The organism is Vibrio sp. TH_r3, assembly GCF_033101115.1.
Classification (GTDB): domain Bacteria; phylum Pseudomonadota; class Gammaproteobacteria; order Enterobacterales; family Vibrionaceae; genus Vibrio.
Map to the genome: position 1 here is coordinate 151692 of NZ_JAWMPW010000007.1, position 22189 is coordinate 173880.

20 protein-coding genes and 1 tRNA gene are annotated in these 22189 nt (G+C 39.4%); 11 read left to right on the forward strand and 10 right to left on the reverse strand.

The features are described from left to right. Positions 1 to 4: 4 nt before the first annotated feature. Positions 5 to 1522 (reverse strand): inorganic triphosphatase, encoded by a 1518-nt coding sequence (locus tag R3X26_RS09015; RefSeq protein ID WP_317716970.1) that lies wholly within the window; start codon positions 1520 to 1522, stop codon positions 5 to 7. A 206-nt stretch (positions 1523 to 1728) separates the two neighbouring features. Here R3X26_RS09015 and R3X26_RS09020 point away from each other — a divergent pair, with 206 nt between their 5' ends. The 3 genes from R3X26_RS09020 (at position 1729) to R3X26_RS09030 (ending at position 4562) form a co-directional block, all read left to right on the forward strand. Then, complete coding sequence (locus R3X26_RS09020; protein WP_317716971.1) at positions 1729 to 2409, forward strand: TIGR00153 family protein; 681 nt, start codon at positions 1729 to 1731, stop codon at positions 2407 to 2409. A 106-nt stretch (positions 2410 to 2515) separates the two neighbouring features. Beyond that, entirely contained in the window at positions 2516 to 3775 is a 1260-nt protein-coding gene (locus R3X26_RS09025) for an inorganic phosphate transporter (protein ID WP_317716972.1), read from the forward strand. Positions 3776 to 3950: 175 nt separating this feature from the next. Further along, the gene (locus R3X26_RS09030; RefSeq protein ID WP_317716973.1) at positions 3951 to 4562 is read left to right on the forward strand and encodes a TIGR04211 family SH3 domain-containing protein; all 612 of its coding nucleotides are present in this window, start codon (positions 3951 to 3953) and stop codon (positions 4560 to 4562) included. Positions 4563 to 4732: 170 nt separating this feature from the next. Here R3X26_RS09030 and R3X26_RS09035 read toward each other — a convergent pair whose 3' ends face one another. Together R3X26_RS09035 and R3X26_RS09040 are read right to left on the reverse strand one after the other, a co-directional pair. Continuing rightward, positions 4733 to 5545 (reverse strand): general secretion pathway protein GspB, encoded by an 813-nt coding sequence (locus R3X26_RS09035; protein ID WP_317716974.1) that lies wholly within the window; start codon positions 5543 to 5545, stop codon positions 4733 to 4735. After that, positions 5545 to 7263: an ExeA family protein gene (locus tag R3X26_RS09040; protein WP_317716975.1), complete on the reverse strand. Its 1719-nt coding sequence runs from the start codon at positions 7261 to 7263 to the stop codon at positions 5545 to 5547. The genes R3X26_RS09035 and R3X26_RS09040 overlap by 1 nt, the downstream gene beginning before the upstream one ends. Before the next feature lie 158 nt (positions 7264 to 7421). Here R3X26_RS09040 and R3X26_RS09045 point away from each other — a divergent pair, with 158 nt between their 5' ends. After that, entirely contained in the window at positions 7422 to 8645 is a 1224-nt protein-coding gene (locus R3X26_RS09045) for a multifunctional CCA addition/repair protein (protein ID WP_317716976.1), read from the forward strand. A gap of 63 nt (positions 8646 to 8708) precedes the next feature. Here the strand turns inward: R3X26_RS09045 and R3X26_RS09050 are convergent, their stop codons facing one another. The 3 genes from R3X26_RS09050 to folB are packed head-to-tail and all read right to left on the reverse strand — an operon-like array spanning position 8709 to position 10373. Next, positions 8709 to 9518 carry an undecaprenyl-diphosphate phosphatase gene (locus tag R3X26_RS09050; protein ID WP_317716977.1) on the reverse strand — a complete coding sequence of 270 codons (810 nt, stop codon included), beginning with the start codon at positions 9516 to 9518 and terminating at the stop codon, positions 8709 to 8711. 13 nt (positions 9519 to 9531) lie between these two features. Beyond that, the gene (gene folK / locus R3X26_RS09055; RefSeq protein WP_317716978.1) at positions 9532 to 10011 is read right to left on the reverse strand and encodes a 2-amino-4-hydroxy-6-hydroxymethyldihydropteridine diphosphokinase; all 480 of its coding nucleotides are present in this window, start codon (positions 10009 to 10011) and stop codon (positions 9532 to 9534) included. Beyond that, positions 10011 to 10373 carry a dihydroneopterin aldolase gene (folB, locus tag R3X26_RS09060; RefSeq protein ID WP_317716979.1) on the reverse strand — a complete coding sequence of 121 codons (363 nt, stop codon included), beginning with the start codon at positions 10371 to 10373 and terminating at the stop codon, positions 10011 to 10013. Before folB ends, folK begins: the two co-directional genes overlap by 1 nt. A gap of 459 nt (positions 10374 to 10832) precedes the next feature. On the opposite strand from folB, the gene plsY reads away from it, so the two are divergent. Continuing rightward, complete coding sequence (plsY, locus tag R3X26_RS09065; RefSeq protein ID WP_317716980.1) at positions 10833 to 11423, forward strand: glycerol-3-phosphate 1-O-acyltransferase PlsY; 591 nt, start codon at positions 10833 to 10835, stop codon at positions 11421 to 11423. 19 nt (positions 11424 to 11442) lie between these two features. Here plsY and tsaD read toward each other — a convergent pair whose 3' ends face one another. Beyond that, positions 11443 to 12462: a tRNA (adenosine(37)-N6)-threonylcarbamoyltransferase complex transferase subunit TsaD gene (gene tsaD, locus R3X26_RS09070; RefSeq protein WP_317716981.1), complete on the reverse strand. Its 1020-nt coding sequence runs from the start codon at positions 12460 to 12462 to the stop codon at positions 11443 to 11445. A 196-nt stretch (positions 12463 to 12658) separates the two neighbouring features. Here tsaD and rpsU point away from each other — a divergent pair, with 196 nt between their 5' ends. The 6 genes from rpsU (at position 12659) to R3X26_RS09100 (ending at position 18691) form a co-directional block, all read left to right on the forward strand. Continuing rightward, positions 12659 to 12874 carry a 30S ribosomal protein S21 gene (gene rpsU / locus R3X26_RS09075; RefSeq protein ID WP_005421025.1) on the forward strand — a complete coding sequence of 72 codons (216 nt, stop codon included), beginning with the start codon at positions 12659 to 12661 and terminating at the stop codon, positions 12872 to 12874. 28 nt (positions 12875 to 12902) lie between these two features. Then, a complete protein-coding gene (locus tag R3X26_RS09080) occupies positions 12903 to 13346 on the forward strand; it encodes a GatB/YqeY domain-containing protein (protein ID WP_317716982.1) in 444 nt (147 codons plus the stop codon). 153 nt (positions 13347 to 13499) lie between these two features. Next, complete coding sequence (gene dnaG, locus R3X26_RS09085; RefSeq protein WP_317716983.1) at positions 13500 to 15254, forward strand: DNA primase; 1755 nt, start codon at positions 13500 to 13502, stop codon at positions 15252 to 15254. 87 nt (positions 15255 to 15341) lie between these two features. Next, positions 15342 to 17195 carry an RNA polymerase sigma factor RpoD gene (gene rpoD, locus R3X26_RS09090; protein ID WP_317716996.1) on the forward strand — a complete coding sequence of 618 codons (1854 nt, stop codon included), beginning with the start codon at positions 15342 to 15344 and terminating at the stop codon, positions 17193 to 17195. A gap of 142 nt (positions 17196 to 17337) precedes the next feature. Beyond that, positions 17338 to 17413: transfer RNA gene (locus R3X26_RS09095), tRNA-Ile, on the forward strand. A 510-nt stretch (positions 17414 to 17923) separates the two neighbouring features. Next, entirely contained in the window at positions 17924 to 18691 is a 768-nt protein-coding gene (locus tag R3X26_RS09100; protein WP_317716984.1) for a hypothetical protein, read from the forward strand. A gap of 432 nt (positions 18692 to 19123) precedes the next feature. Here the strand turns inward: R3X26_RS09100 and R3X26_RS09105 are convergent, their stop codons facing one another. From R3X26_RS09105 to R3X26_RS09115, 3 genes are all read right to left on the reverse strand, one after another. Beyond that, a complete protein-coding gene (locus tag R3X26_RS09105; protein WP_317716985.1) occupies positions 19124 to 19513 on the reverse strand; it encodes a hypothetical protein in 390 nt (129 codons plus the stop codon). Next, on the reverse strand, positions 19506 to 21131 hold the full coding sequence (locus R3X26_RS09110; RefSeq protein ID WP_317716986.1) for a DUF4041 domain-containing protein: 1626 nt from the start codon (positions 21129 to 21131) through the stop codon (positions 19506 to 19508). The genes R3X26_RS09105 and R3X26_RS09110 overlap by 8 nt, the downstream gene beginning before the upstream one ends. 205 nt (positions 21132 to 21336) lie before the next feature. Continuing rightward, positions 21337 to 21861, reverse strand: coding sequence for a YbjQ family protein (locus R3X26_RS09115; protein WP_317716987.1), 525 nt, complete (start codon positions 21859 to 21861; stop codon positions 21337 to 21339). Between the last annotated feature and the right edge of the window lie 328 nt (positions 21862 to 22189).

The following is a 22189-nucleotide window of genomic DNA, read 5'->3' on the forward strand; positions in this document are numbered from 1 at the left end:
ATCACTAATTAGTCCAGTAAGGAGGCACTTCTACGCTCATGGCTCTGGTTTGTTCCATAGCATGTAAAATTGATGTCTCCTGTCTATCTATCCATCTTTCTAGTTGATTTTGATCCGCCGGCTCTAATTCACTCAATAGTGATTGAAGTGGTTGTAACATCAACAAATCATCAATACCGTGCAACAAATCATTCCATGGCATTCTAAAATTATTTCTCTGTTCAATATTATAAATTGAAGCAAAACAAATGCCTGAATAGAGGCTTCGCATTAACTTATAGCGCTCAGCAATATATTCATCGCGCGTCAGTGTTTTATTAGGAGGGAAAGATTCCATCAATTCAGCCCAAATACGATCAAGCTGATGCTGAGAGAAGGGTTTAATATTTTCGGCCATTTTTTCTTTTGATTTTTCATCAAGAAAAGGGTGCCAACCTCTTGCCATCAACCAACGACTTAAATCCAACAACAGCCCAGTGTAACGAGAGGAAGTAAACAACGTTGTCATTTCATCTTGATTAGGAAACTGTTCTTCACGCAGTTTAAGTTTATTTAGTAATAGTTTTTGTGCATCGAGTTTTCGTAACACATGACCTTTATCTTCACATAGACCATCTATGTAATCAGCTACTTTTAACCAAGAGAGCTCTTCATCTAACCATTTTAATTCTTGGCGTAAAATCGCACTAGCTCGACGTGGCACAATGCTGCCATATACGGTTAAGATTTGTCGAATGAAAGAGATGGCATTGCTGATTTGCGACAGTGCTTGATTAGAGGGATGCTCAAAATAAATCTGTTCATGGTAGTGCCAATGAGACAAAGCATGCTCAAGCGAATTAATAAAACAAGTTTCAACACTGTCTTCTATCTTGGTATTAACAAGCGCTAGCGTTTTCACTTCATCGCCTTCATAGCCTTGAGCTAAACGATACCCTCTCGCCGCTTTGCTTAAATTACCAAGCCGCATTCCACCTTCATCAACTAAACTGCGAGCAAGCGTAAATAATGAATCTGCTTGCCCTGATTTTAGTTCTAGTTCCACCTCGCAAATAGGAGATTCATTCTCACCTGCAACTACAACACCTTGATCAAACGCCACTTCAATTTGGCTTCCATCAGGCATGCCAACTAACCACTGTTCACGAGTAAAATTAGTTGAAAAAATAGGCTCTATTTCTTGTTGAAGCTGTTCAATTGATTTGTCATCAGGCCAGATATCTTGAGGATGTAATGAAAGATCAGGCACATTACTACTGTGTTCGGCATTATACTCTGGCCTTTGGTGCAAGCCGGCAACCACTCTTCCTGCCGTTTTTACCGTCTGAACATAAACGTCATCAAAACGTCGAATACGTAAACCAATATCATGCTGACGTAACCAGTTGTCTCGAGTATCAAAATAAATATTACCTAGTTCCCTACAACTGCTCTGAAGAATTTTTGTTTCAGCTAGTTTTCGTTGCAGCTTTTCAGAAAAATCAGAGGCTACAAAAAACTTCAGTTCTATCTCGGTTTCCATTCGCTATTTATACCTTTCAAAGTAAACTTACACAGGATATTGCCTATTATTGTTGACCGCAAGATCGAAATTTAACCGTCTAGATGATCTAAATCAGTTTTATTGGTCAATTTATTAGGTTAACATGCGCCACTTTATAGCCCTACGCAATCATATATTATTTTAGTCTATGGTTTATATAGGTTCTATTTTTAGGTCTAATCACTATGCCAGTAAATACAATTATGGGGTTGTTTGCCAAGTCCCCAATAAAACCACTACAACAGCATGTAGAGGTTGTAGATGAATGTTGCTCGTATCTTGTCGAGTTTTTTGAAACCTGCCACCAAGGTGACTGGGAAAAAGCACAGACGATTCGCACGCGCATTTCTGAACTAGAGAAAGAAGCCGATGTTTTAAAGCGAGAAATTCGCTTAAAACTCCCTAGCGGTTTGTTTATGCCTGTCGATCGTACCGACATGTTGGATCTTATTACTCAACAAGACAAACTGGCTAACCTAGCCAAAGATATTTCAGGACGCGTTATAGGACGCAAACTGAACATTCCAGAGACCATCAATGATAACTTTGTTGCCTATGTGAAACGTTGCCTCGATGCTGCGCACCTCGCATATAAAGTTGTTCAAGAGTTCGATGAACTTTTGGAAACGGGGTTCAAAGGTCGAGAAGTCAATTTAGTGGCTGAGATGATCAATCAATTAGATGTTATCGAAGATGATACGGATTTAATGCAAGTTCAATTACGCCAACAACTAATGGCGATTGAACATGATTACAGTCCAATTGACATCATGTTTATGTACAAAATTCTTGAATGGGTCGGTGAAATCGCTGACCAAGCTCAGCGAGTAGGTAATCGCTTAGAGCTTATGCTTTCTCGTTCATAATTTTTCAGTCACTTTGTAAAATCAGATGAATTAAGTGCAGTAAAATCAGCATAGTAAACCTGTGCTTCACTTAATCGCTGAATTACTAATAAACTAAGGTATAACCATGGATATCCTCGCTAATTACGGCACTGTCCTTATTATTATTGCGGCGTTTTTCGGATTTTTAATGGCAATTGGTATTGGTGCAAATGATGTCGCCAATGCAATGGGTACGTCAGTCGGCTCAAAAGCACTTACAGTAAAACAAGCGATATTTATCGCGATGATATTTGAATTTGCCGGTGCTTATCTTGCTGGTGGTGAAGTCACTGATACGATCAGAAAAGGTGTTATCGATACGTCTTTATTTGAAAGCCAACCTGATATTCTCGTATTTGGTATGATGTCAGCTCTCTTAGCAGCAGGAACTTGGTTATTGCTTGCTTCATTTAGAGGTTGGCCTGTTTCAACAACACATTCCATCATTGGCGCGATAATTGGTTTTGCCGTCGTGTCTGTCGGTTCAGAAGCAGTAGATTGGAAATCTGTACAAGGAATCGTCGGTAGTTGGATTGTAACGCCACTTATTTCAGGTGTTATCGCTTACTATATTTTCGTAACCGCACAGAGACTTATTTTTGACACTGAAACACCTCTTCTTAATGCTAAACGTTTCGTTCCCGTTTATATGTTTATCACCACTTTGGTTATCGCTTTAGTTACTATTAAAAAAGGCTTAAAACATATCGGGTTACACTTAACAGGATTTGAAGCCTGGGGATGGGCAATAGCGGTTTCAGCCATAGTCATGATTGGCGGTTATATTTACATTGGTAAAAAATTCGAAACCAATAAAGATGATCATAGCTTCGCTGGTGTAGAGAAAATATTCAGTACCTTAATGGTGATTACCGCTTGTGCAATGGCATTTGCACACGGCTCAAATGATGTCGCCAATGCCATTGGTCCTCTATCTGCAATTGCATCTACCATTGAAAACATGGGTGAAATAACCTCAAAAAGTGCTATTGCTTGGTGGATATTGCCACTCGGTGGCGTCGGAATCGTGGTTGGCTTGGCAACGATGGGCCATAAAGTAATGGCGACGGTAGGAACAGGTATAACCGAGTTGACGCCAAGTCGCGGTTTCGCGGCTCAATTAGCCACCGCATCGACGGTTGTATTAGCTTCTGGTACAGGATTACCTATTTCAACCACACAAACTTTAGTCGGTGCAGTTTTAGGCGTTGGTTTTGCACGTGGTATTGCCGCACTCAATTTAGGTGTAGTTAGAAATATCGTCGTTTCTTGGGTCGTTACCTTGCCTGCCGGCGCAATTTTAGCAATTATATTTTTCTATATTCTGGAAGCAATATTTATCTAACTCATGTTAGAGTTATGTCATATTTGATTCAAAACTAATAAAAGGCACGCATAGACGTGCCTTGTTGGTTGCATGAAGAGTCTAAAATTCTTACTATTCCCACATTGGAATATTCTAATAACGGCTAAACGAAATATGAGGTCTATACTCCTCATAGTTTTGTAAGGGATACACTGTGAAAAAATTGCTTTCTATTGTTTTGTTTGTTTGCCTATCAATACCTAATGCATTTGCTGCATCAAGATATATCGCGGACAACTTGTTCACCTATATGCATTCGGGTCCTAGTAACGAATTTCGTATCATTGGTAGCGTTAATGCTGGCGATAAAGTAGAACTATTAGATGTAAACTCCAACAGCAAATATAGCCAAATTGTCGATACAAAAGGCCGTAAAGGTTGGGTTGAAAGCCGCTTTATTACTAGCCAAGCAAGTATGGCTGAACGTTTACCAAAATTGGAACAAGAACTTGCAAGCGTGAAAGCGAAATTGGCCGTAGCTCAACAAAGCTCTGACGAAGAAAAAGCCGATTTGGTTCAATCTTTAGATATTCGTAATAAACGCATTGCAGAACTTGAGCTCAGTTACACTGATATGAACCAACAACTTACTAGCTCTCAATCTGAAATTAGAGAGTTGAGAGCCAAGCTAGATACGCAAAAAGAAGATTTGTTGCTGAAATATTTTATGTATGGCGGCGGAGTAGCTGGCGTTGGCTTACTTCTTGGACTCATTCTTCCTCATATTATTCCACGTCGTAAAAAAGCCCCTGACGGCTGGGCATAAATCTCGCTTTAATTTTAGTGTTAGTAAGAGTGAGTTAAATACTTATTGAAAGGTCTCGATAGATTCTATCGCGACCTTTTGCTTTTTTATCTGTCGCCTTGTCTCTTGGTTGCACTTATTTTTAACCCGAATCAACCTTACCTGCTCATCATCGATTCAATAGCAACGGTTTATCCTTTCCATTCGTATAGTGCTGGGATTTCAATAATATCCCCTTCAAACCTTATCGTAATATACCTTGGAGTAATGGTCAGTAGCTGAATATTCCCATCTAACCAATCACCTTCATACAGCTCTACACCGTTGATCTTTACCCAGCGTCCTTGTGCTCGACTCGAATACATATGCGTTTGCAAGTTCATTGCTGGTAAGTGGCCTTTAAACTTATCCGAATAATTAACCAACTCAAATGTTCTTTCTGTATTATTTTTTCCTATTTCGGATGGCGGCTCTTCAACAAGTAATGTGTCCTCATCCAAAATACCTTGAACTTTTGAAGCTAACTCAGGTGAGAGACCACTCAAATCTAGCGATTGTAAATCCCAGTTATCTGTTGGTACATTATCTGAAACGGAAGGTAGTCCTTCCCTTGAGACAAGGACACTATCATCCGCTCGTGTTAACGGATCAGTATCGTTATCTGGTTGTAAAATCGAAACATCTTGTTCTGTAGTCACTAATTGTCGCACCATTTTGTACTCAGACAATAATGCCAAGGGTTCAGGTGCTGGATAATGTAAATATTCAACTGGCGAGACACGAGGTCTACTCTGTAACTCTTTTTGCTTGTTCAATGCTTGATTAGCTTGTTCAATATCTTGTTGCCATGACTGATGGACCTGAAAACCTAAATACCCAATAGCAAGGCAGACAGGTAATAAACACACACTGCCTAATAAAACTAAGCGAAGGTACTTATGCATTCTAACTTGCTCACTTGGTTTAACTTCTGATGAAACATTTGTTTTTATTGACTCAGGCATTAGTTAGCAGCCTCATGAACGGAAAGTAATTTAGGGGCAAAATCCGTTGTGATCAAATCGAGCAGTTTTAAAGTATTTCGGCCAACGATGCCATCTGAAGTGAGTCCTTGCCAGGCTTGAAAGGCTTTTACTCGATTTTCTAATTGCGTACTAAAAATTGAGCTATCTGTTTTGTCTGTCTGCAATGCTTTAGCCAGTAAAGCGTCCAATCTTTCTACCGACTTCCCATTGCTGTCTATTTTTAGTACTTGATCTATTTCGCTGTACCATAATGTCTGATACTCTCCAGACCAATGATTTTCCAGCCACTTTATTGGCAGCGATAAACGTTGTTCGGAATTGATCAGTTCAATTTTATCTTGATAAACACCATATAACACAGCAAAAAAAGGGCCATTTGGGCTTTGCAATGTTAAAACAACCGGCCTATCTTGAGCAATGATACTTTGCAAATCTCCATTTCGACGTTCGCAAAAAAAAGGCATGTTATCTTTACATTCAGCATCTAGAATAGATGCTTTTATACCCCATAAGCGATATAAAGCCACCATTGCATCCATTGGATTGTAACTGTTTTCGACAAAGGATTTTATTTCGTGGTCAATATCATAGACATGATTTGGTGAACTTTGGTCGACAAGAGTACTTTGGTCAACAATAGTAATAGGTGGATAGTAAGAACGAATAACCTCTTTAATTCGTCCTTCGAAATTGAGTGCTAGGCCAAACAAAATAATCGACAATACCATCGCGCTCACTCGAAATGGAAAAACAGCTTTATTGTTCGCGCGGTTATTGCTGGGAATGTTAGCCGTTGTCGTACCATTTATTGGTACGTTAGTCGTGATAGTCGATTTAATAGTGTCGGCTGTAGTTCTAGAAGACTCATGTCTTACAAAGGTTACCGGAGCTTGAAAAGACATCACATCCTGACAAGCGGTTTCCGCTTGATGGACACTAATCTGTTTTTCACCACTATAAAAAGCGTACAGCAGAGCCTTATCACAAATTAAATTAATCAATCGAGGGACACCGTGAGAGTACTGAGCAATAACTTTCAAGGCTTTATTATGAAATAAGGACTGCTGACCTCCTGCAATACGTAAACGAAATTCAATATATTGTGAAATCTCTTCTTCTGACAAAGGCAATAAATGATAGCGTCCGGTAATACGTTGTGCTAATTGCCTAAGTTCACTGGTTTGCAGTTTAGTTTGCAGTTCAGGTTGACCGATCAACAACACTTTTAATAATTTATGTGTGTCGGTTTCTAAATTGGTTAATAAACGGAGTTGCTCTAATACTTGTGCAGAAAGGTGTTGAGCTTCATCGATTAACAGCAAGGATTGATATCCTTTAGCGTGATTATCTAATAAATATCGATGAATACCTTGGGTTAATTGCTTAAATGATGATGGCTGTGAGTATTCAATCGCAAACTCATCACAAATTGCTTCGAGAAAATCCTGTTCAGAAAACGTAGGGGTCAGAATCAATCCAGCTTTCACATTTTCATCAAATGAAGCGAGTAATGCCTTAGATACCGTAGTTTTTCCTGTCCCAACCTCTCCTGTCAACATAGCAAAACCGCCACCATCACCAAGACCTGCTTGAAGATGTCCCATAGCTTCTCTATGCCGTCGACTTAAAAATAGATATCGCGAGCTTGGAACTATCGAAAACGGTGCTTCAATAAATCCGAAAAAATCTTTATACATTAACCGCTCTCTGTTGAGTCATATTTCATATACGTTAGATAAACCAATTACGTTCAACCAAAAATCAATTACATTCAATAGACCAATTGTTGTTATGCAAAGTACCACTGGCTGATAGAATGTAAAGCTTAACTCATCGTTTCACTATGGAGCCTTGTATGCAAACCTATCTTGTTGGTGGCGCTGTCCGAGATAAATTACTGAATTTACCCTGTGACGATCATGACTGGGTTGTTGTTGGCTCCACAGTCGATGACATGCTGTCTCGTGGCTTCCATGCCGTTGGCAAAGATTTTCCTGTCTTTCTGCATCCCAAAACTAAACAAGAATACGCTTTAGCAAGGACGGAACGTAAATCTGGTGTTGGCTATACAGGTTTTCAATGTCACTTTTCCAGCGATGTTTCGTTGGAAGATGATCTTATGCGTCGCGATCTTACGATTAACGCAATGGCGCAAGATGATCATGGTCTAATAATTGATCCATTTGATGGTCAAAAAGATCTTAACCATCGTTTACTTCGCCATGTATCCCCAGCCTTTGCCGAAGATCCATTACGAATATTACGTGTTGCTCGCTTCGCCGCAAGGTTTTTTACTTTAGGTTTTACTATTGCCCCAGAAACAATGGAATTAATGAAAGTAATGGTGAAATCTGGAGAACTGGAACACCTTACCCAAGAGAGAGTGTGGCAAGAATGGCACAAGTCCTTAATAACTGAGCGGCCAGATGTTTTTCTCTCGGTGCTAAAAGAATGCGGTGCACTGGCTGTTATTCTACCAGAGTTAGATTGTCTGTTTGGTGTTCCTCAACCAGAAAAATGGCACCCAGAAATTGATACAGGGATTCATACCTTACTGGTTACTCAACAGGCAGCGAAATTAACACGCTCGCCAATAATTCGCTTTGCAGCCCAAGTGCATGATCTGGGTAAAGGAGTTACACCTCCATCTGAATGGCCAAGTCACAAAATGCATGCGCATACAGGCATTGCCATTATTAAATCCCTCTGTAACCGCGTTAGAGTACCCAACGATTATAAAGAAATAGCTCTCGCGGTTTGTGCTCAACATACCAATATACATAGAGCTGAAGAGCTAAAACCAGCCACTTATCTTAAAATATTGAACAAACTCGATGTATGGAGAAAACCAGAAAAACTTGAACAAGTGCTTATTGCTTGTGTTGCAGATAGCCAAGGACGAACAGGCCACCAACAATCAGATTATCCTCAAAAAGAACGTTTTGAGAACGCGTATAAAGCAGCATTAAGTGTCAACGTGCAAGAGGTAATTAAAGATGGGTTTAAGGGGCAAGGTATCCGTGAAGAATTAGACAAGAGACGAATTACTGCTATTGCAAACATTCTTCCGCCTAAATAATTAGACAGTAATAGAGAATAAAGAAGCTATTGATCTCTTCATTCTCTATTACGTTTTATTCTATTAATGTCCACCAAGTAACAAAAAGCCAAACAAACCAAAACCTAATATCAATCGATAAATGACAAACGGCAACATCCCCATCTTAGAAATAAGTTTTAAGAAAAAGAAAATACAAATATACGCACTAACAAATGACGTCACTATGCCAGTCAATAAAAAACCTAAGTGTACTGGTTCTGCACTACTGACTAACTTTAACCCAAGATAACCACCTGCCAGCATAATAATAGGAATAGACATCAAGAAAGAAAAACGTGCAGCAGCTTCTCGAGTAAAGCCCAAATAAAGAGCAGCTGTAATAGTTGCACCAGAACGAGATGTACCAGGAATCATAGCTAGCGCTTGAGCAATACCGATAACAAGCGATTTTTTGCTATCCACTTGATATTCATCACTGTTCATTTTAGCGTGATTATCTACCCACCAAAGAAGTAGCGCAAATACGACTGTCGTAGTAGCAATAACCCATGCACTTCTAAGATAAATTTCGATAATATCCTTCATAAACAACCCAAACACACAGGCGGGAATAGTAGCCAAAATTAGCATCCATGCTAACTTGCTTTCTTTTGAATTCTGGCGTTTAAATATAGAAGAAAACAGAGCGCTTACAAGCGTCACAACTTCATTTCTAAAATAAATAACCACCGCGGCCAATGTCCCCACGTGCACAGCTACATCAAAAGCAAGCCCTTGATCTTCCCAGCCTAAGATTGCTGATGGCAATATTAAATGGGCTGAACTAGATATAGGAAGAAACTCTGTAAAGCCTTGTACTAAGGCAAGTATAAATGCTTCAAAATATGTCATTATTATTCCATTATTAAATTAATTCTATTTTGCTCAAAGTGTTAAGGTTATCCATATCCTGCCAAATATCTTTCACTGTTCGACCATCCATCGGGATAACCAAATCAGGCACAAGATCATACAAAGGCTGAATGACAAATGGGTACTTAAATATATCTTCCCGAGGCACGATTGGTGATGACAATGAAACTTCTTCACCAAATAATAAAATATCTAAATCTAAGCTTCTATCTTGAAACTTTTTAGCGGTTGAGCTTCTTCCCCACTTAATTTCGATACTACGCATTAATTGTGAAAAATCGGACAAACTTTCAGTTGTTTTTAACTCAACAACAAAATTATAAAATGGCGTACTATCAAACCCTAGTGACTCACATTCATAGATAGACGAAACGCGGCATAAATGTGTCAATGAAGACAACGCCTCAATCGCGGCTTTAGCATGTTTCTCTCTCTCAACATTCGTCCCAACGCCAATATAGACCATTGTCATCAGTCTTTAGCGCCTCGTTCGATTACTACTCCAACACCTGATGCTTGTGGTACCGCTCCTGGTTTAGTTAAGCGAATATGTACCCACGGTACAGAAAACTGCGTCATGATTAATTCAGCAATCTCTTCTGCTACACGTTCTACCAATAAAAATTGACCATTTTCTATGTGAGAAATAACCGCTTGGCTTACTTGTGCATAATCAAGAGCATCTTCAACATCATCGCTTTTTCCGGCTGATTTATTGTTATGAGCCATCTCGATATCAAGTACCAGCTTCTGTTTTATTTCCTGTTCCCAGTCATACACGCCGATAGTCGTTATTACTTCTAATTTTTCAATAAACACTTTATCAAATGCCATTTTTGTTCCTATTCATTCTGGATAAAACACTGAACTTTATATTGCAAGATACTCGCTATCTCGGTCATTTCTCATTCATTTCGATATCAGCCACTATCCGGTATCAACGACTTACTATGTAATTCAACTAATAAGCAACGAAGAATCCCCAAAATATGCCTGTTTGTTGTCGACAATTTATTGCACAACGGAATCAATTCACTAAGGCAATATCGAGCCACTAATTAGTTTGCATGAATGTGCCAGTCTACATGAGGAAAAGTATCCCGCGAAGTAACGAATATAAATTTGAAGAAATTTCATTAAATTATTCTCATAAAGAATAATTTTTCCAGTTTTGTTATACAGGTCGGATAACATATGAAGATAAAAAAACGTATTATTTTTCTTTCGAGCTATACTTTATGCGCGAAAGAAACCATTAATTCCATACTTTTGTTTTAATCATTAGGGATACATATGACACCACTGTCACTTGGTATGATCATTTTTGCCTATCTATTAGGTTCGATATCGAGTGCGGTATTGATTTGTCGTTTTCTAAAACTTCCCGATCCAAGAGAAAATGGTTCTAATAACCCAGGAGCGACTAACGTGTTGCGTATTGGAGGCAAATCAGCAGCCATTACAGTCTTATTCGTTGATATGCTCAAAGGAACTATTCCAGTATGGATAAGTTATTACCTCACTATTGAACCGCTTTATTTAGGCTTGATTGGTATTTCAGCCTGTTTAGGCCACATCTATCCGATTTTCTTCCATTTTAAAGGAGGGAAAGGAGTTGCAACCGCTATTGGTGCGATAGCGCCTATTGGTTGGGGATTAACAGGTTTACTTGGGGTAACTTGGCTTATCGCAGCCTTAGTTACTCGATACTCGTCGCTTGCCGCTATCATCACAGCGTTATTGGCTCCGTTTTACGCTTGGATGTTTAAGCCTCTCTACACACTTCCGGTTGCCATGTTGTGTTGCTTAATTTTACTTCGACATCAAGATAACATTCGTCGTTTAATCGATGGCACTGAGCCAAAAATTGGCTCAGCTTCTTAATATAATACTTAAGAATACATCAATTATTGATAGGCGATAACTGATCGATTGGCCAACGAGGCTGAGCCTTAACAGACAAATCTGAAGATTCATTATTCTTTAAGCGTTGCATACCTGCATAGGCGATCATTGCACCGTTGTCGGTACAAAATTCAGTTCTTGGATAAAAAACCTCTCCGCCTACTTTTTGAGCTAACCCTTCTAATTCTGCTCGCAATTGTTTATTTGCACTTACACCACCAGCAATAACAATTCGTTTCATCCCAGTCAATTCTAGTGCTCGCTTACATTTTATAGCCAAAGTCGCGCAAACTGCTTCTTGAAATGCATAAGCTATATCTGCACGTGTTTGCTCATCATCCTCATTCGCTCTAATTGTATTGGCTGCAAAGGTTTTTAAACCAGAAAAACTCATATCTAACCCTGGACGATCAGTCATTGGTCGTGGGAATTTAAATCGCCCTGGAATACCTTTCTCTGCTAAACGCGAGAGCAATGGCCCACCAGGATAATCAAGCCCCATTAATTTTGCGGTTTTATCAAAGGCTTCACCGGCTGCATCATCAATAGACTCGCCTAAAATTTTATATTCACCAATGCCTTTCACTTCAACTATCATGGTATGACCGCCTGAGACCAATAATGCAACAAACGGAAACGGTGGCGGATTATCTTCTAGCATTGGAGCTAATAAATGACCTTCCATATGGTGTACCGCAATAGCAGGAACATTCCACGCATAAGCCATACTTCGACCAATCGTAGCGCCAACTAAAAGCGCACCAACCAAACCTGGACCTGCGGTATAAGCAATACCATCAATATCATCTCGGCTTAAATTTGCTTGTTTTAACGCTTCTTTAATTAATGGAATCGTTTTTTTAACGTGGTCTCTAGAAGCTAACTCAGGAACTACACCACCGTAATCGGCATGCAATTTTACTTGGCTATACAATTGATGAGAAAGCAACCCTTTCTCGTCGTCATAAATAGCTACGCCTGTTTCATCACACGACGTTTCAATACCTAAAATACGCATTGTTTACTCATTGAAATCGGAAATTAAGCCAATATTACCTAATCTAACAAAATTTGACCACGATAATACTTTACAAAGGCACACTGATCGGATTAAAATTCCGCACCATTTTTGATTTAGCTGATTAACGACCAATCGATAGCGATTTGAGTCCTAATAATTAGCATTAACGAATAACCCCTGAGGTGAAAGGCATATGCCAGTAGTTAAAGTACGTGAAAACGAACCGTTCGACGTTGCATTACGTCGTTTCAAACGCTCTTGCGAAAAAGCAGGTATCCTTTCAGAAGTTCGCCGTCGTGAGCATTATGAAAAACCTACTACAGTACGCAAACGCGCTAAAGCAGCAGCTCAAAAGCGTCACGCTAAGAAGCTATCTCGCGAAAACGCTCGTCGCGTACGTTTGTACTAATAACTGAATCCCAAGAAAGGAATTAGTTATGGCTCTTATTGACCAACTCAAAGAAGAGCAGAAAGTTTCGATGAAAGCCAAGGATAAATTACGCCTTGGCACTATTCGTTTAGCCCTTTCAGCAATTAAGCAACGAGAAGTTGACGAGCGGATTACTCTGACCGACGACGATATCGTAGCAATATTAACTAAAATGGTTAAGCAGCGTCGTGATTCTGTCTCGCAATTTGAAACAGCAAATCGTCAAGATTTAGCTGATGCTGAGAAAGCAGAAATTACTGTACTTGAGGAGTTTATGCCTCAACCGCTATCAGAACAAGAAGTGGCCGCACTCATTGAAAGTGCAATTTCTGGATCTGGTGCTGCGGGCATGCAAGACATGGGTAAAGTAATGGGTGTACTTAAGCCGCAAATTCAAGGGCGAGCAGATATGGGCAAAGTAAGCAGTTTAGTTCGCTCTAAATTAGCTTAATATCCCACATCAATTGAACAAGCCGTGCTATTCTTTGTTGAATACACGGCTTGTTTTGTCTCTGCACACTAGCGAGTAAGTTGAAACAAAAATTAGTTTGTTGATGCATTAAGTTAGTTAATATAAATAAACGAGTTAGCGTAGTAAGGTTTTATGGCTGGACATATCCCACGACACTTTATAGATGATTTGCTTGCAAGAGTTGATATCGTCGACGTTGTCGATTCCCGCGTAAAATTAAAGAAAAAAGGTAAAAATTACAGCGCATGCTGTCCTTTTCATAACGAAAAAACCCCCTCTTTTTCAGTAAGCCAAGAAAAACAATTTTATCACTGCTTTGGTTGTGGTGTTCACGGTAACTCTATCGACTTTGTTATGGAATTCGATCGATTAGATTTCGTTGAAGCCATAGAAGAAATAGCCTCGGGATTAGGCTTAGAAGTTCCAAGAGAACAAAGAAATAATGGAAAGTTTAACAATGCTCCCCGAGCAAATTCTGAGGAAAAACGTAACCTATATGATTTGATGGGAAGTATTGCTCAATTTTATCGTTCACAATTAAAAATATCAGCAAACAAACATGCTATCGATTACTTAAAAGATCGTGGACTTTCCGGTGAAGTGGTACAAAAATTTGGAATCGGATTTGTTCCAGATGAATGGGATGCCGTTCGTAAAAACTTCGGTCAGCATAAAGCAACCCAAGATATGCTTGTTACTGGTGGAATGTTAATAGAAAACGATAAAGGCAATCGATACGACCGCTTCCGTGGCAGGATTATGTTTCCTATACACGACCGTCGTGGCCGTGTGATTGGCTTTGGTGGTCGAGTGATTGGCGATGGCACACCAAAGTACCTCAACTCTCCAGAAACACCAATATTCCATAAAGGAAAAGAACTTTATGGATTATATGAAGTACTGCAAGCTTACCGAGAACCACCTCAAGTTCTAGTAGTAGAAGGCTACATGGATGTCGTTGCATTAGCTCAATATGGTGTCGATTATTCTGTCGCGTCATTAGGTACTTCGACGACAGGTGATCACTTACAACTTTTGTTTCGACAAACAAACACCGTTGTTTGCTGCTACGACGGAGACCGAGCTGGACGCGAAGCGGCGTGGCGAGCACTAGAAAATGCGCTCGGTTATCTAAAAAGTGGCAATATTCTTAAATTTCTTTTTTTACCTGATGGCGATGACCCGGACAGTTTTATTAGAACACATGGTAAAGAAGCATTTGAGAAAAAAGTTAAAGAGGCGACTCCGCTCTCAGAGTACTTTTTTAATAATTTAACTGACCAAGTCCAAGTTGGAAGCGATGAAGGTAAGGCAGCCCTTTCCGCGCTATCGGTTCCACTTATTGAAAAAATTCCAGACGAGTACTTACAAAGTCAGCTGTTTAAAATATTAGGCCAAAAAACGGGCATTTTCTTAGAGCATCAAAATAGCTCAAAAAAAGTCCACACTAGTCAAAATAAGGCGCCACAAAAGATAGCAAAAACCCCAATGCGCGTAGTTATTGCTCTCTTAGTTCAAAATCCGAGCTATAGTGTAGAAGTGCCCGATCTCTCAAGTGTTCAAGATATCGCCGTTCCTGGGTTAAGTTTATTGATAGAAGTGCTTGATAAATGCCTATCAAATCCCCATATAACCACTGGTCAGCTTTTAGAGAATTGGCGCAACGACAAAAATGAAAACATGTTGTCTCGTCTAGCAAGTTGGACTATCCCGTTAAATAAGGATGAAGATAACGAAAGAGATATATTTTTAGATTCATTGGACAAAATAATTTACCAGTGCATCGAAAAACAAATTGAAACTTTGTTGGCACGAGAAAGAAGTGTCGGTTTATCAACCGAAGAGAAAAGGGAGCTACTAGCGTTAATGCTAGACTTAAAAGCGTAACCCTATAGTAGTCAGCACAGTTTATATTTGTTATAATTGGCGGTTCGCAATTCGCAACCTTTCACCATCACACAGACCTCAAGTTGGATATCGTCTATGGATCAAAATCCGCAGTCACAGCTAAAGTTACTTGTCATTAAGGGTAAGGAACAAGGCTATCTGACCTACGCCGAAGTAAATGACCACTTACCTGCAGAAATCGTAGATTCTGAACAGGTTGAAGATATCATTCAAATGATCAACGACATGGGTATTAAAGTCGTTGAAACTGCACCAGATGCAGATGAAATGTCCATCAATGAAGATAACAATATCACTGATGAAGACGCTGCCGAAGCAGCCGCTGCTGCACTTTCAAGTGTAGAAAGCGAGATTGGCCGCACTACTGACCCTGTTCGTATGTATATGCGTGAAATGGGTACTGTAGAACTGTTAACTCGTGAAGGCGAAATTGATATAGCTAAACGTATTGAAGATGGAATTAACCAAGTTCAATGCTCTGTAGCTGAATACCCTGGTACTATCTCTTATGTTCTTGAACAGTTTGATAAAGTTCAAGCAGAAGAGCTACGCTTAACCGACATTATCTCTGGGTTTGTTGATCCGAATGATGATGGTTCTGCCGCGCCAACTGCAACCCACATTGGTTCAGAACTTGCGACATCAGATCTAGAAGATGCAGATGATGAAGACGCAGATAATGACGAAGACGATGAAGAAGAAGATACAGGTATCGATCCTGAACTCGCTTTAGAAAAGTTCACGTCGCTTAGAAATACTTATCAAGATATGCAACTTGCTATCAACGAATATGGTCGTGAAAGCAACCAAACGGCTGATGCAAAAGAAGCATTATTGGAAGTTTTTAGAGAATTTCGTCTGATCCCAAAACAATTTGATTACCTAGTTAACGAACTGCGTACTTCAATGGAACGTGTTCGAACACAAGAACGATTAATTATTCGTCAGTGTGTAGAATACGGAAAAATGCCGAAGAAAACTTTTGTTCAAGCCTTCACTGGCAACGAATCATCTGATGCATGGTTAGATCAAGCTCTTGCTTCTGATAAGCCTTATGCAGAGAAGATCAAACGTAACGAAGAAGATATTCGACGCAGTATTCTGAAACTTCGTACTATCGAAAAAGAAACATCATTACCGGTTCAAACCATTAAAGATATCAGTCGTCGCATGTCTATTGGTGAAGCGAAAGCTCGCCGTGCGAAGAAAGAAATGGTTGAAGCTAACCTTCGTTTGGTTATTTCTATCGCAAAGAAATATACCAACCGTGGTTTGCAATTCTTGGATCTAATCCAAGAAGGTAACATCGGTCTAATGAAAGCAGTAGACAAGTTCGAATATCGTCGTGGTTATAAATTCTCGACCTACGCAACATGGTGGATCCGTCAGGCAATCACTCGCTCTATTGCTGACCAAGCTCGTACCATACGTATTCCTGTTCATATGATAGAAACTATCAATAAATTGAACAGAATCTCTCGCCAAATGCTGCAAGAGATGGGACGTGAGCCGTTACCAGAAGAACTTGCTGAACGCATGCAAATGCCAGAAGACAAAATTCGCAAAGTACTTAAAATTGCCAAAGAGCCAATCTCAATGGAAACACCAATTGGTGATGACGAAGATTCGCATCTAGGTGACTTTATTGAGGATACCACGTTAGAGCTTCCTCTCGACTCAGCCACCTCTGGTAGCTTAAAAGTCGCGACAAAAGACGTTCTAGCAGGGTTAACGCCTCGTGAAGCAAAAGTACTGCGTATGCGTTTTGGTATTGACATGAATACCGACCACACTCTTGAAGAGGTAGGTAAGCAATTCGACGTTACTCGTGAACGTATTCGTCAAATAGAAGCCAAAGCACTACGTAAGCTTCGCCACCCAAGCCGCTCAGAAACTCTGCGTAGCTTCCTAGACGAATAGAAAAGACATTTTTGATTAAAAGGTGAGCAGTTGCTCACCTTTTTTATCAAAAATGGTTTAAGTGGATAAAAACTAAGCGCAATTGACCCATAAAGCATCTAGACAGCTAGAGTAACATCCCCTATAATCGTCAACCTAATTTGGCCCCTTAGCTCAGTGGTTAGAGCGCTCGACTCATAATCGATCGGTCCGCAGTTCAAATCTGCGAGGGGCCACCAAATTTAAAGGCCTGATAGCGTTTTCGTTCTCAGGCCTTTTTCTTTGAAATCTATTTATAGCATATTTATAGCAGTTTTCTGCTATACAGGATTTATAGCAAAGCACTTTTCAAATTAGCGTCAAACTTCCCCCCTTACCCATGTAACTGCTACTCAGAAAGAAAATGTCTCAAGAAAATAACTATACAATTAACGTAGTTGATAATACCTACAAGAAATATCGAAGGCATAAATGTTGAGGAGGTATAAGACACTTTTGGACATAAACGCGTTTGAAGCTTCGGTCGAAATCTACCCATCATAGAGTTTTCCATCTCCAAAGCAGCAGAAGGGCACCACTTCAGGTGATGCCGCTCGTGCACGATACTGGACATAACCTTCCATCTCTGATCCGTGGTGTTAGATTCACTTTATGCAGAACTTTTTGTAGAACATGCACATTACACAGATCCTTAAGTAATTTTTCATGTCGTGTATTTTAAGATATGATCTTTGAAAAAGGGCATTACTATGAAAATTGCAACGTTGGTTATTAATGGATTTCATATAGAAGTTTTATCAGCTCCCATTTGGGGAACTGTGGGGACAGTTGCCACTATTTTTGCCGCAGTAGCAACCGCATTAGCTGCATGGGCGGCACATAGATCTGCTAAAGCGGCTGAAAAAAGCTCTAATCAGTGGAGAGAGCAAGCCATATTTGATCAGATTCTATTATCAACTGCATCAACCAGAACCAGCCTTCCGCTGTATGTCAATTATGCTCTGTTGATATGTAGTCATCGTTCACATGATAAGATAATTGGGAAGTCTTCTTTAAAGACGCATGATTTTCTGAAGTTTTCTTCATTGGAAACCCGTGATCTCAATAAGCTACAACAAACTCGCTTAATAAAATTCAAAGAGTTTGTTTCAGAAAAAAAGAACTTCATTGAAACAGAAAAAAAGAATGAAATTGAAAAGCTTTATTTAACATACTATTTGGCTAGAGATTTTTCTCAGTTGAAGCAAGATGAGAAAGATAAGATTCGAAATGTCATACACAACTTTGAAATAAGTATTAATGATCTGATTAATAATGTTGATCTACTATGGGAAAGTAAAGTTAACAGTAAAGCTATAGAACATTATTTCGGGACAAATGATCAAGCTTCTGAAATGTATTTTTTTTTCTTAATGTGCCAAGAGATCTTTGAACTGTTTTTCGATTATGTGACGAGTCCTACTAGTAGTGAGAATCTAATGCAAGCCATCACTAAGCTTGAAACTAGATTCAATTAAGTTGTAGTAACTCACCGCCACATCTATGTAAAGAGACGCACAAGGGCGTTTTTTTTCATTTCTAATATCGCGTCAAATCAACACTTTAGTTTGAAATCGAGCTCAAATTTGTCCATTCCTATCCAAGTTTTTTGTAATGATAAAAGTAATGCTTTGATGTTTTATCTGAAATCAGCATTACTTTTGGGAGGCAGATGTGGCGAATTCAAAGGCTAAAGATAGTTTATTGCAAATCTATGCACACTGGAAATCTGCAATTAGTACACCTTTTATTGTTCAGAACTGGGAGGTTTTGAGTACTGCTCTTTAGCTACTTGTCACTCCTGCAAGCCCAATTAATTGGGGATGGTATTTATCGGCCTGAATTATGGGCAGCTTCGTGTTACTCGACTCCACGAGAAACAATCTAGGTAAAACCTTACCAGTGATTATTCACGGTTTAATTCCAGCTACAATCTGTTTGAACATCAATGCAGAAGATAGATGCGCTGCTGGGCTTTCTGAGAACGCCTCACCATACTCCTTTAAATCACTTCGGAACTCTTTTTCGTCTTTCTCTAGTCTTCTGATGATTCGATCTACCGAGTTTAAGATACTTTCGATAAACATTGATGTACATTTCTCAGCATTCACACAGCAAATATCCGCATCAATATCGTGATAATCCAAAACTGTAGCTGACAGGTCAATGGAATACTCTCCATTACTGTATTCGCACATTACTCGCAATACTTCTGCGTTAAGAAAGCAGCGCTCAGTGGCTCTTGTTACAACTGAGGATACTCGTTGAATGCGCTTTAAATCATTTATTATACTAGCCATTAACCACTTCCCTTTCCTCTAAAAACTTGGACTCTTCATACTGCGCAGCAACAATATCCCGAACCAAGTTAAAGTCACCTTCAACAAACTCATTTAAAGCCTCTTCAACTTCTTCAAAAGTCAGGTTAAAGAACTCTCTTCGGTGATTGACTTTGTTGACTCTTCGAGAGGCAAACTTAGAATGAAGTTTGTTTTCCAAGGCAGGGGCATCATCAGATGGTATAAGAGCATGGACATCAAAAAAGAACGGAACAGATGCATCTCCCAACTCCCTCACACGATCCATAGGCTCTAAACGTCGTGTCATTCCAATCTTGTACACATTTTCACCAAACGATCCCTTGTTTGAGATAACATAAACATATCCTGACCTTGTGAGCTGAGCCATACTTAGCGCCCGCTCTTTCTCAGAAGTTGCACGTTCCAATTTAAGCTTCAGCTCTTCGATATGAGAGTTGAGCTTTTCTACTTCTTCTTGGTTCGCTGTTTGAACTCTGGCTAGAGCATCACTCAAATCTTTTTGAAAAGCTTTTTCCTCCTTTTCACGAGCAGTGACAAAGCTTTCTATCTCTTTTTTAACTTTGGCTTCTTCACGCAGAGACTCTTTCATGAATCGTTGTTCTTCTAGCTCCATCTCCTTTTTATACTTATATTCAAAGGCATGGCGATGCTCTTCCAGACGCAAAAATAATAGAGTTCTATTCAGCTCTACGTAGCTATCATCACCACTCTTATTGACCTTTTGAAACCACTTGTCTATTTTTTTTGCATTAGCGGTGAAGTTACGTGCGTTAGTATTAGCTATAATATTGTCTACTTCTGCATTAAAGGCAGTTATCAGAAATTTACCATGTCTCTTTTGCCTTGCCTTTCCTTTAGCAAGATTGTCATTCCAAAGAATATCTTGAAGAATATCAAATGCGTTACCCTGTTTTATCAGTTCCTTCTGTTTATTTTTTACTTGTTGCAAAGATACCTTAATTTCATCGCTAGTAGGCCCATCAAGAAGGTGTTCAAATGGTGTCACTGTAGAGAGGAGATCCTGATGTTCTTTAGTTAACTCCAAGTCACGCAACTCTTCTCGGAGCTTCTCAATACTGCTAAAAAGTACCTTTTCGCGGTTTTCTCCTGTTTCAATTTTTTTCTCAACATCCGCTAGTGCTTTATCTGCACGAGCCGTTGCTTTATCGACGATGGCTTGGGCTTCAGCTTCCGCATTACTAAGAACTTTTTTACGTTCAGCTTTCACTTCAGTCAGAATTAGGTCTTTTTGTCTATGTGCATTCTCAATTTCTTCAGCTAATTCTGACTTTGCTAGTCCTATAGAATTTTCATTCTCTTGTAATACGAGTGCACACTGTTTTTCTATATCAGCAAGGTGCTCTCTGGCAGCCGCTTTATCTTTCTCGCACTGGACTCTAACGTCATGACAAGTAGATCTAAGCACGAGCAATTCCTCTTCGAGCTTCATTAAATCTGTAGCCTTGATATATTCAGGGGAGGCTAAAACTTTTTGAATACTCGACAATTCTTCTTTCGCTTCACTTAACTGTTTTTCAAGCTCAGTAACGTTAGCTTGGGCATCCATCAAGAGGGACTTTTTGACTAATCCAAACATTGTTTTTCAAACCTAGATATGTGATGTATTGATTAACTTGGTAAAGAACCGACTGAACACCCACCAAATTTATAGACACTTTGTGGCATAAGGAAAAATAGGTCAAATAACCTCGTATAGAAATGAGACACAAAACAGTTCTAGCTTAGAATGGGGCACTTGTGAGTTATGAAGTGCTAACTGTAAGTGTCCTGGACAGATTATATTAATGTTCAGTCACTTTTACTGCAGTGCCTGTTGCTGTAATCATCAGCATCCCTTTTCCTTGTCCGGAAATTTCTTCTGTATCGATAGACACACAAATTATTGCATTACTATCGAGTAGTGCTGCTTTCTTTTTTAGTTCATCCATCGCTTGTTCTTTCAAGTCTTCAAGTTTAGTCATATATGTCTGGGAGTTACCGCCAACAATATCACGCACTCCTGCAAGTATATCTCGGAAAATATTTGCACCGCTCACTATCGTTGATGTTACTATACCGCAGTTAGCTATCACTTTTGTATTGGAAGTAAGAAATGATGATGTAGACATCATGATGTTATTTGCGTTGATACAAAAGAGCAAATCCATTGCTTCTTGCTCTGATTCCGCATTAATAGTGTGAGTCCCTTCAAATCCTTGCTCGAGCAATACCATTACGTCGTCGCTTGAAATAGTTATATCAACAGCACATACATTTGAAGGATCATTTTTATCCTTCATTATTTGATAAACGTTCATTTTAGTCATTTCCCTTGATACCTACCTAGCCCCTAGTATTTAATCAACTTATAACTTTAATATCCAACAAAGCACATAGTGTGGCATTAAATAAACAAGGTCAAATACAAGTTACTAGAAATGAATCCTAAGCAGGTTTGGGCATTATTGAGTTAATTCTCTTATCAAAATACACTTATTCACAGAACTCCAAGTTAAAGAACATGGCGTACTTGAGAATCGATGCGCCATTCAAAAACACGAGTAATTAGTTCACGTCCCCCAGTAAGGACCCCTTTTAAAGCTCTTACAAGCTCTTCGGAGCAGTACTGACTTGTTTTGATGCAACCAGTCACCC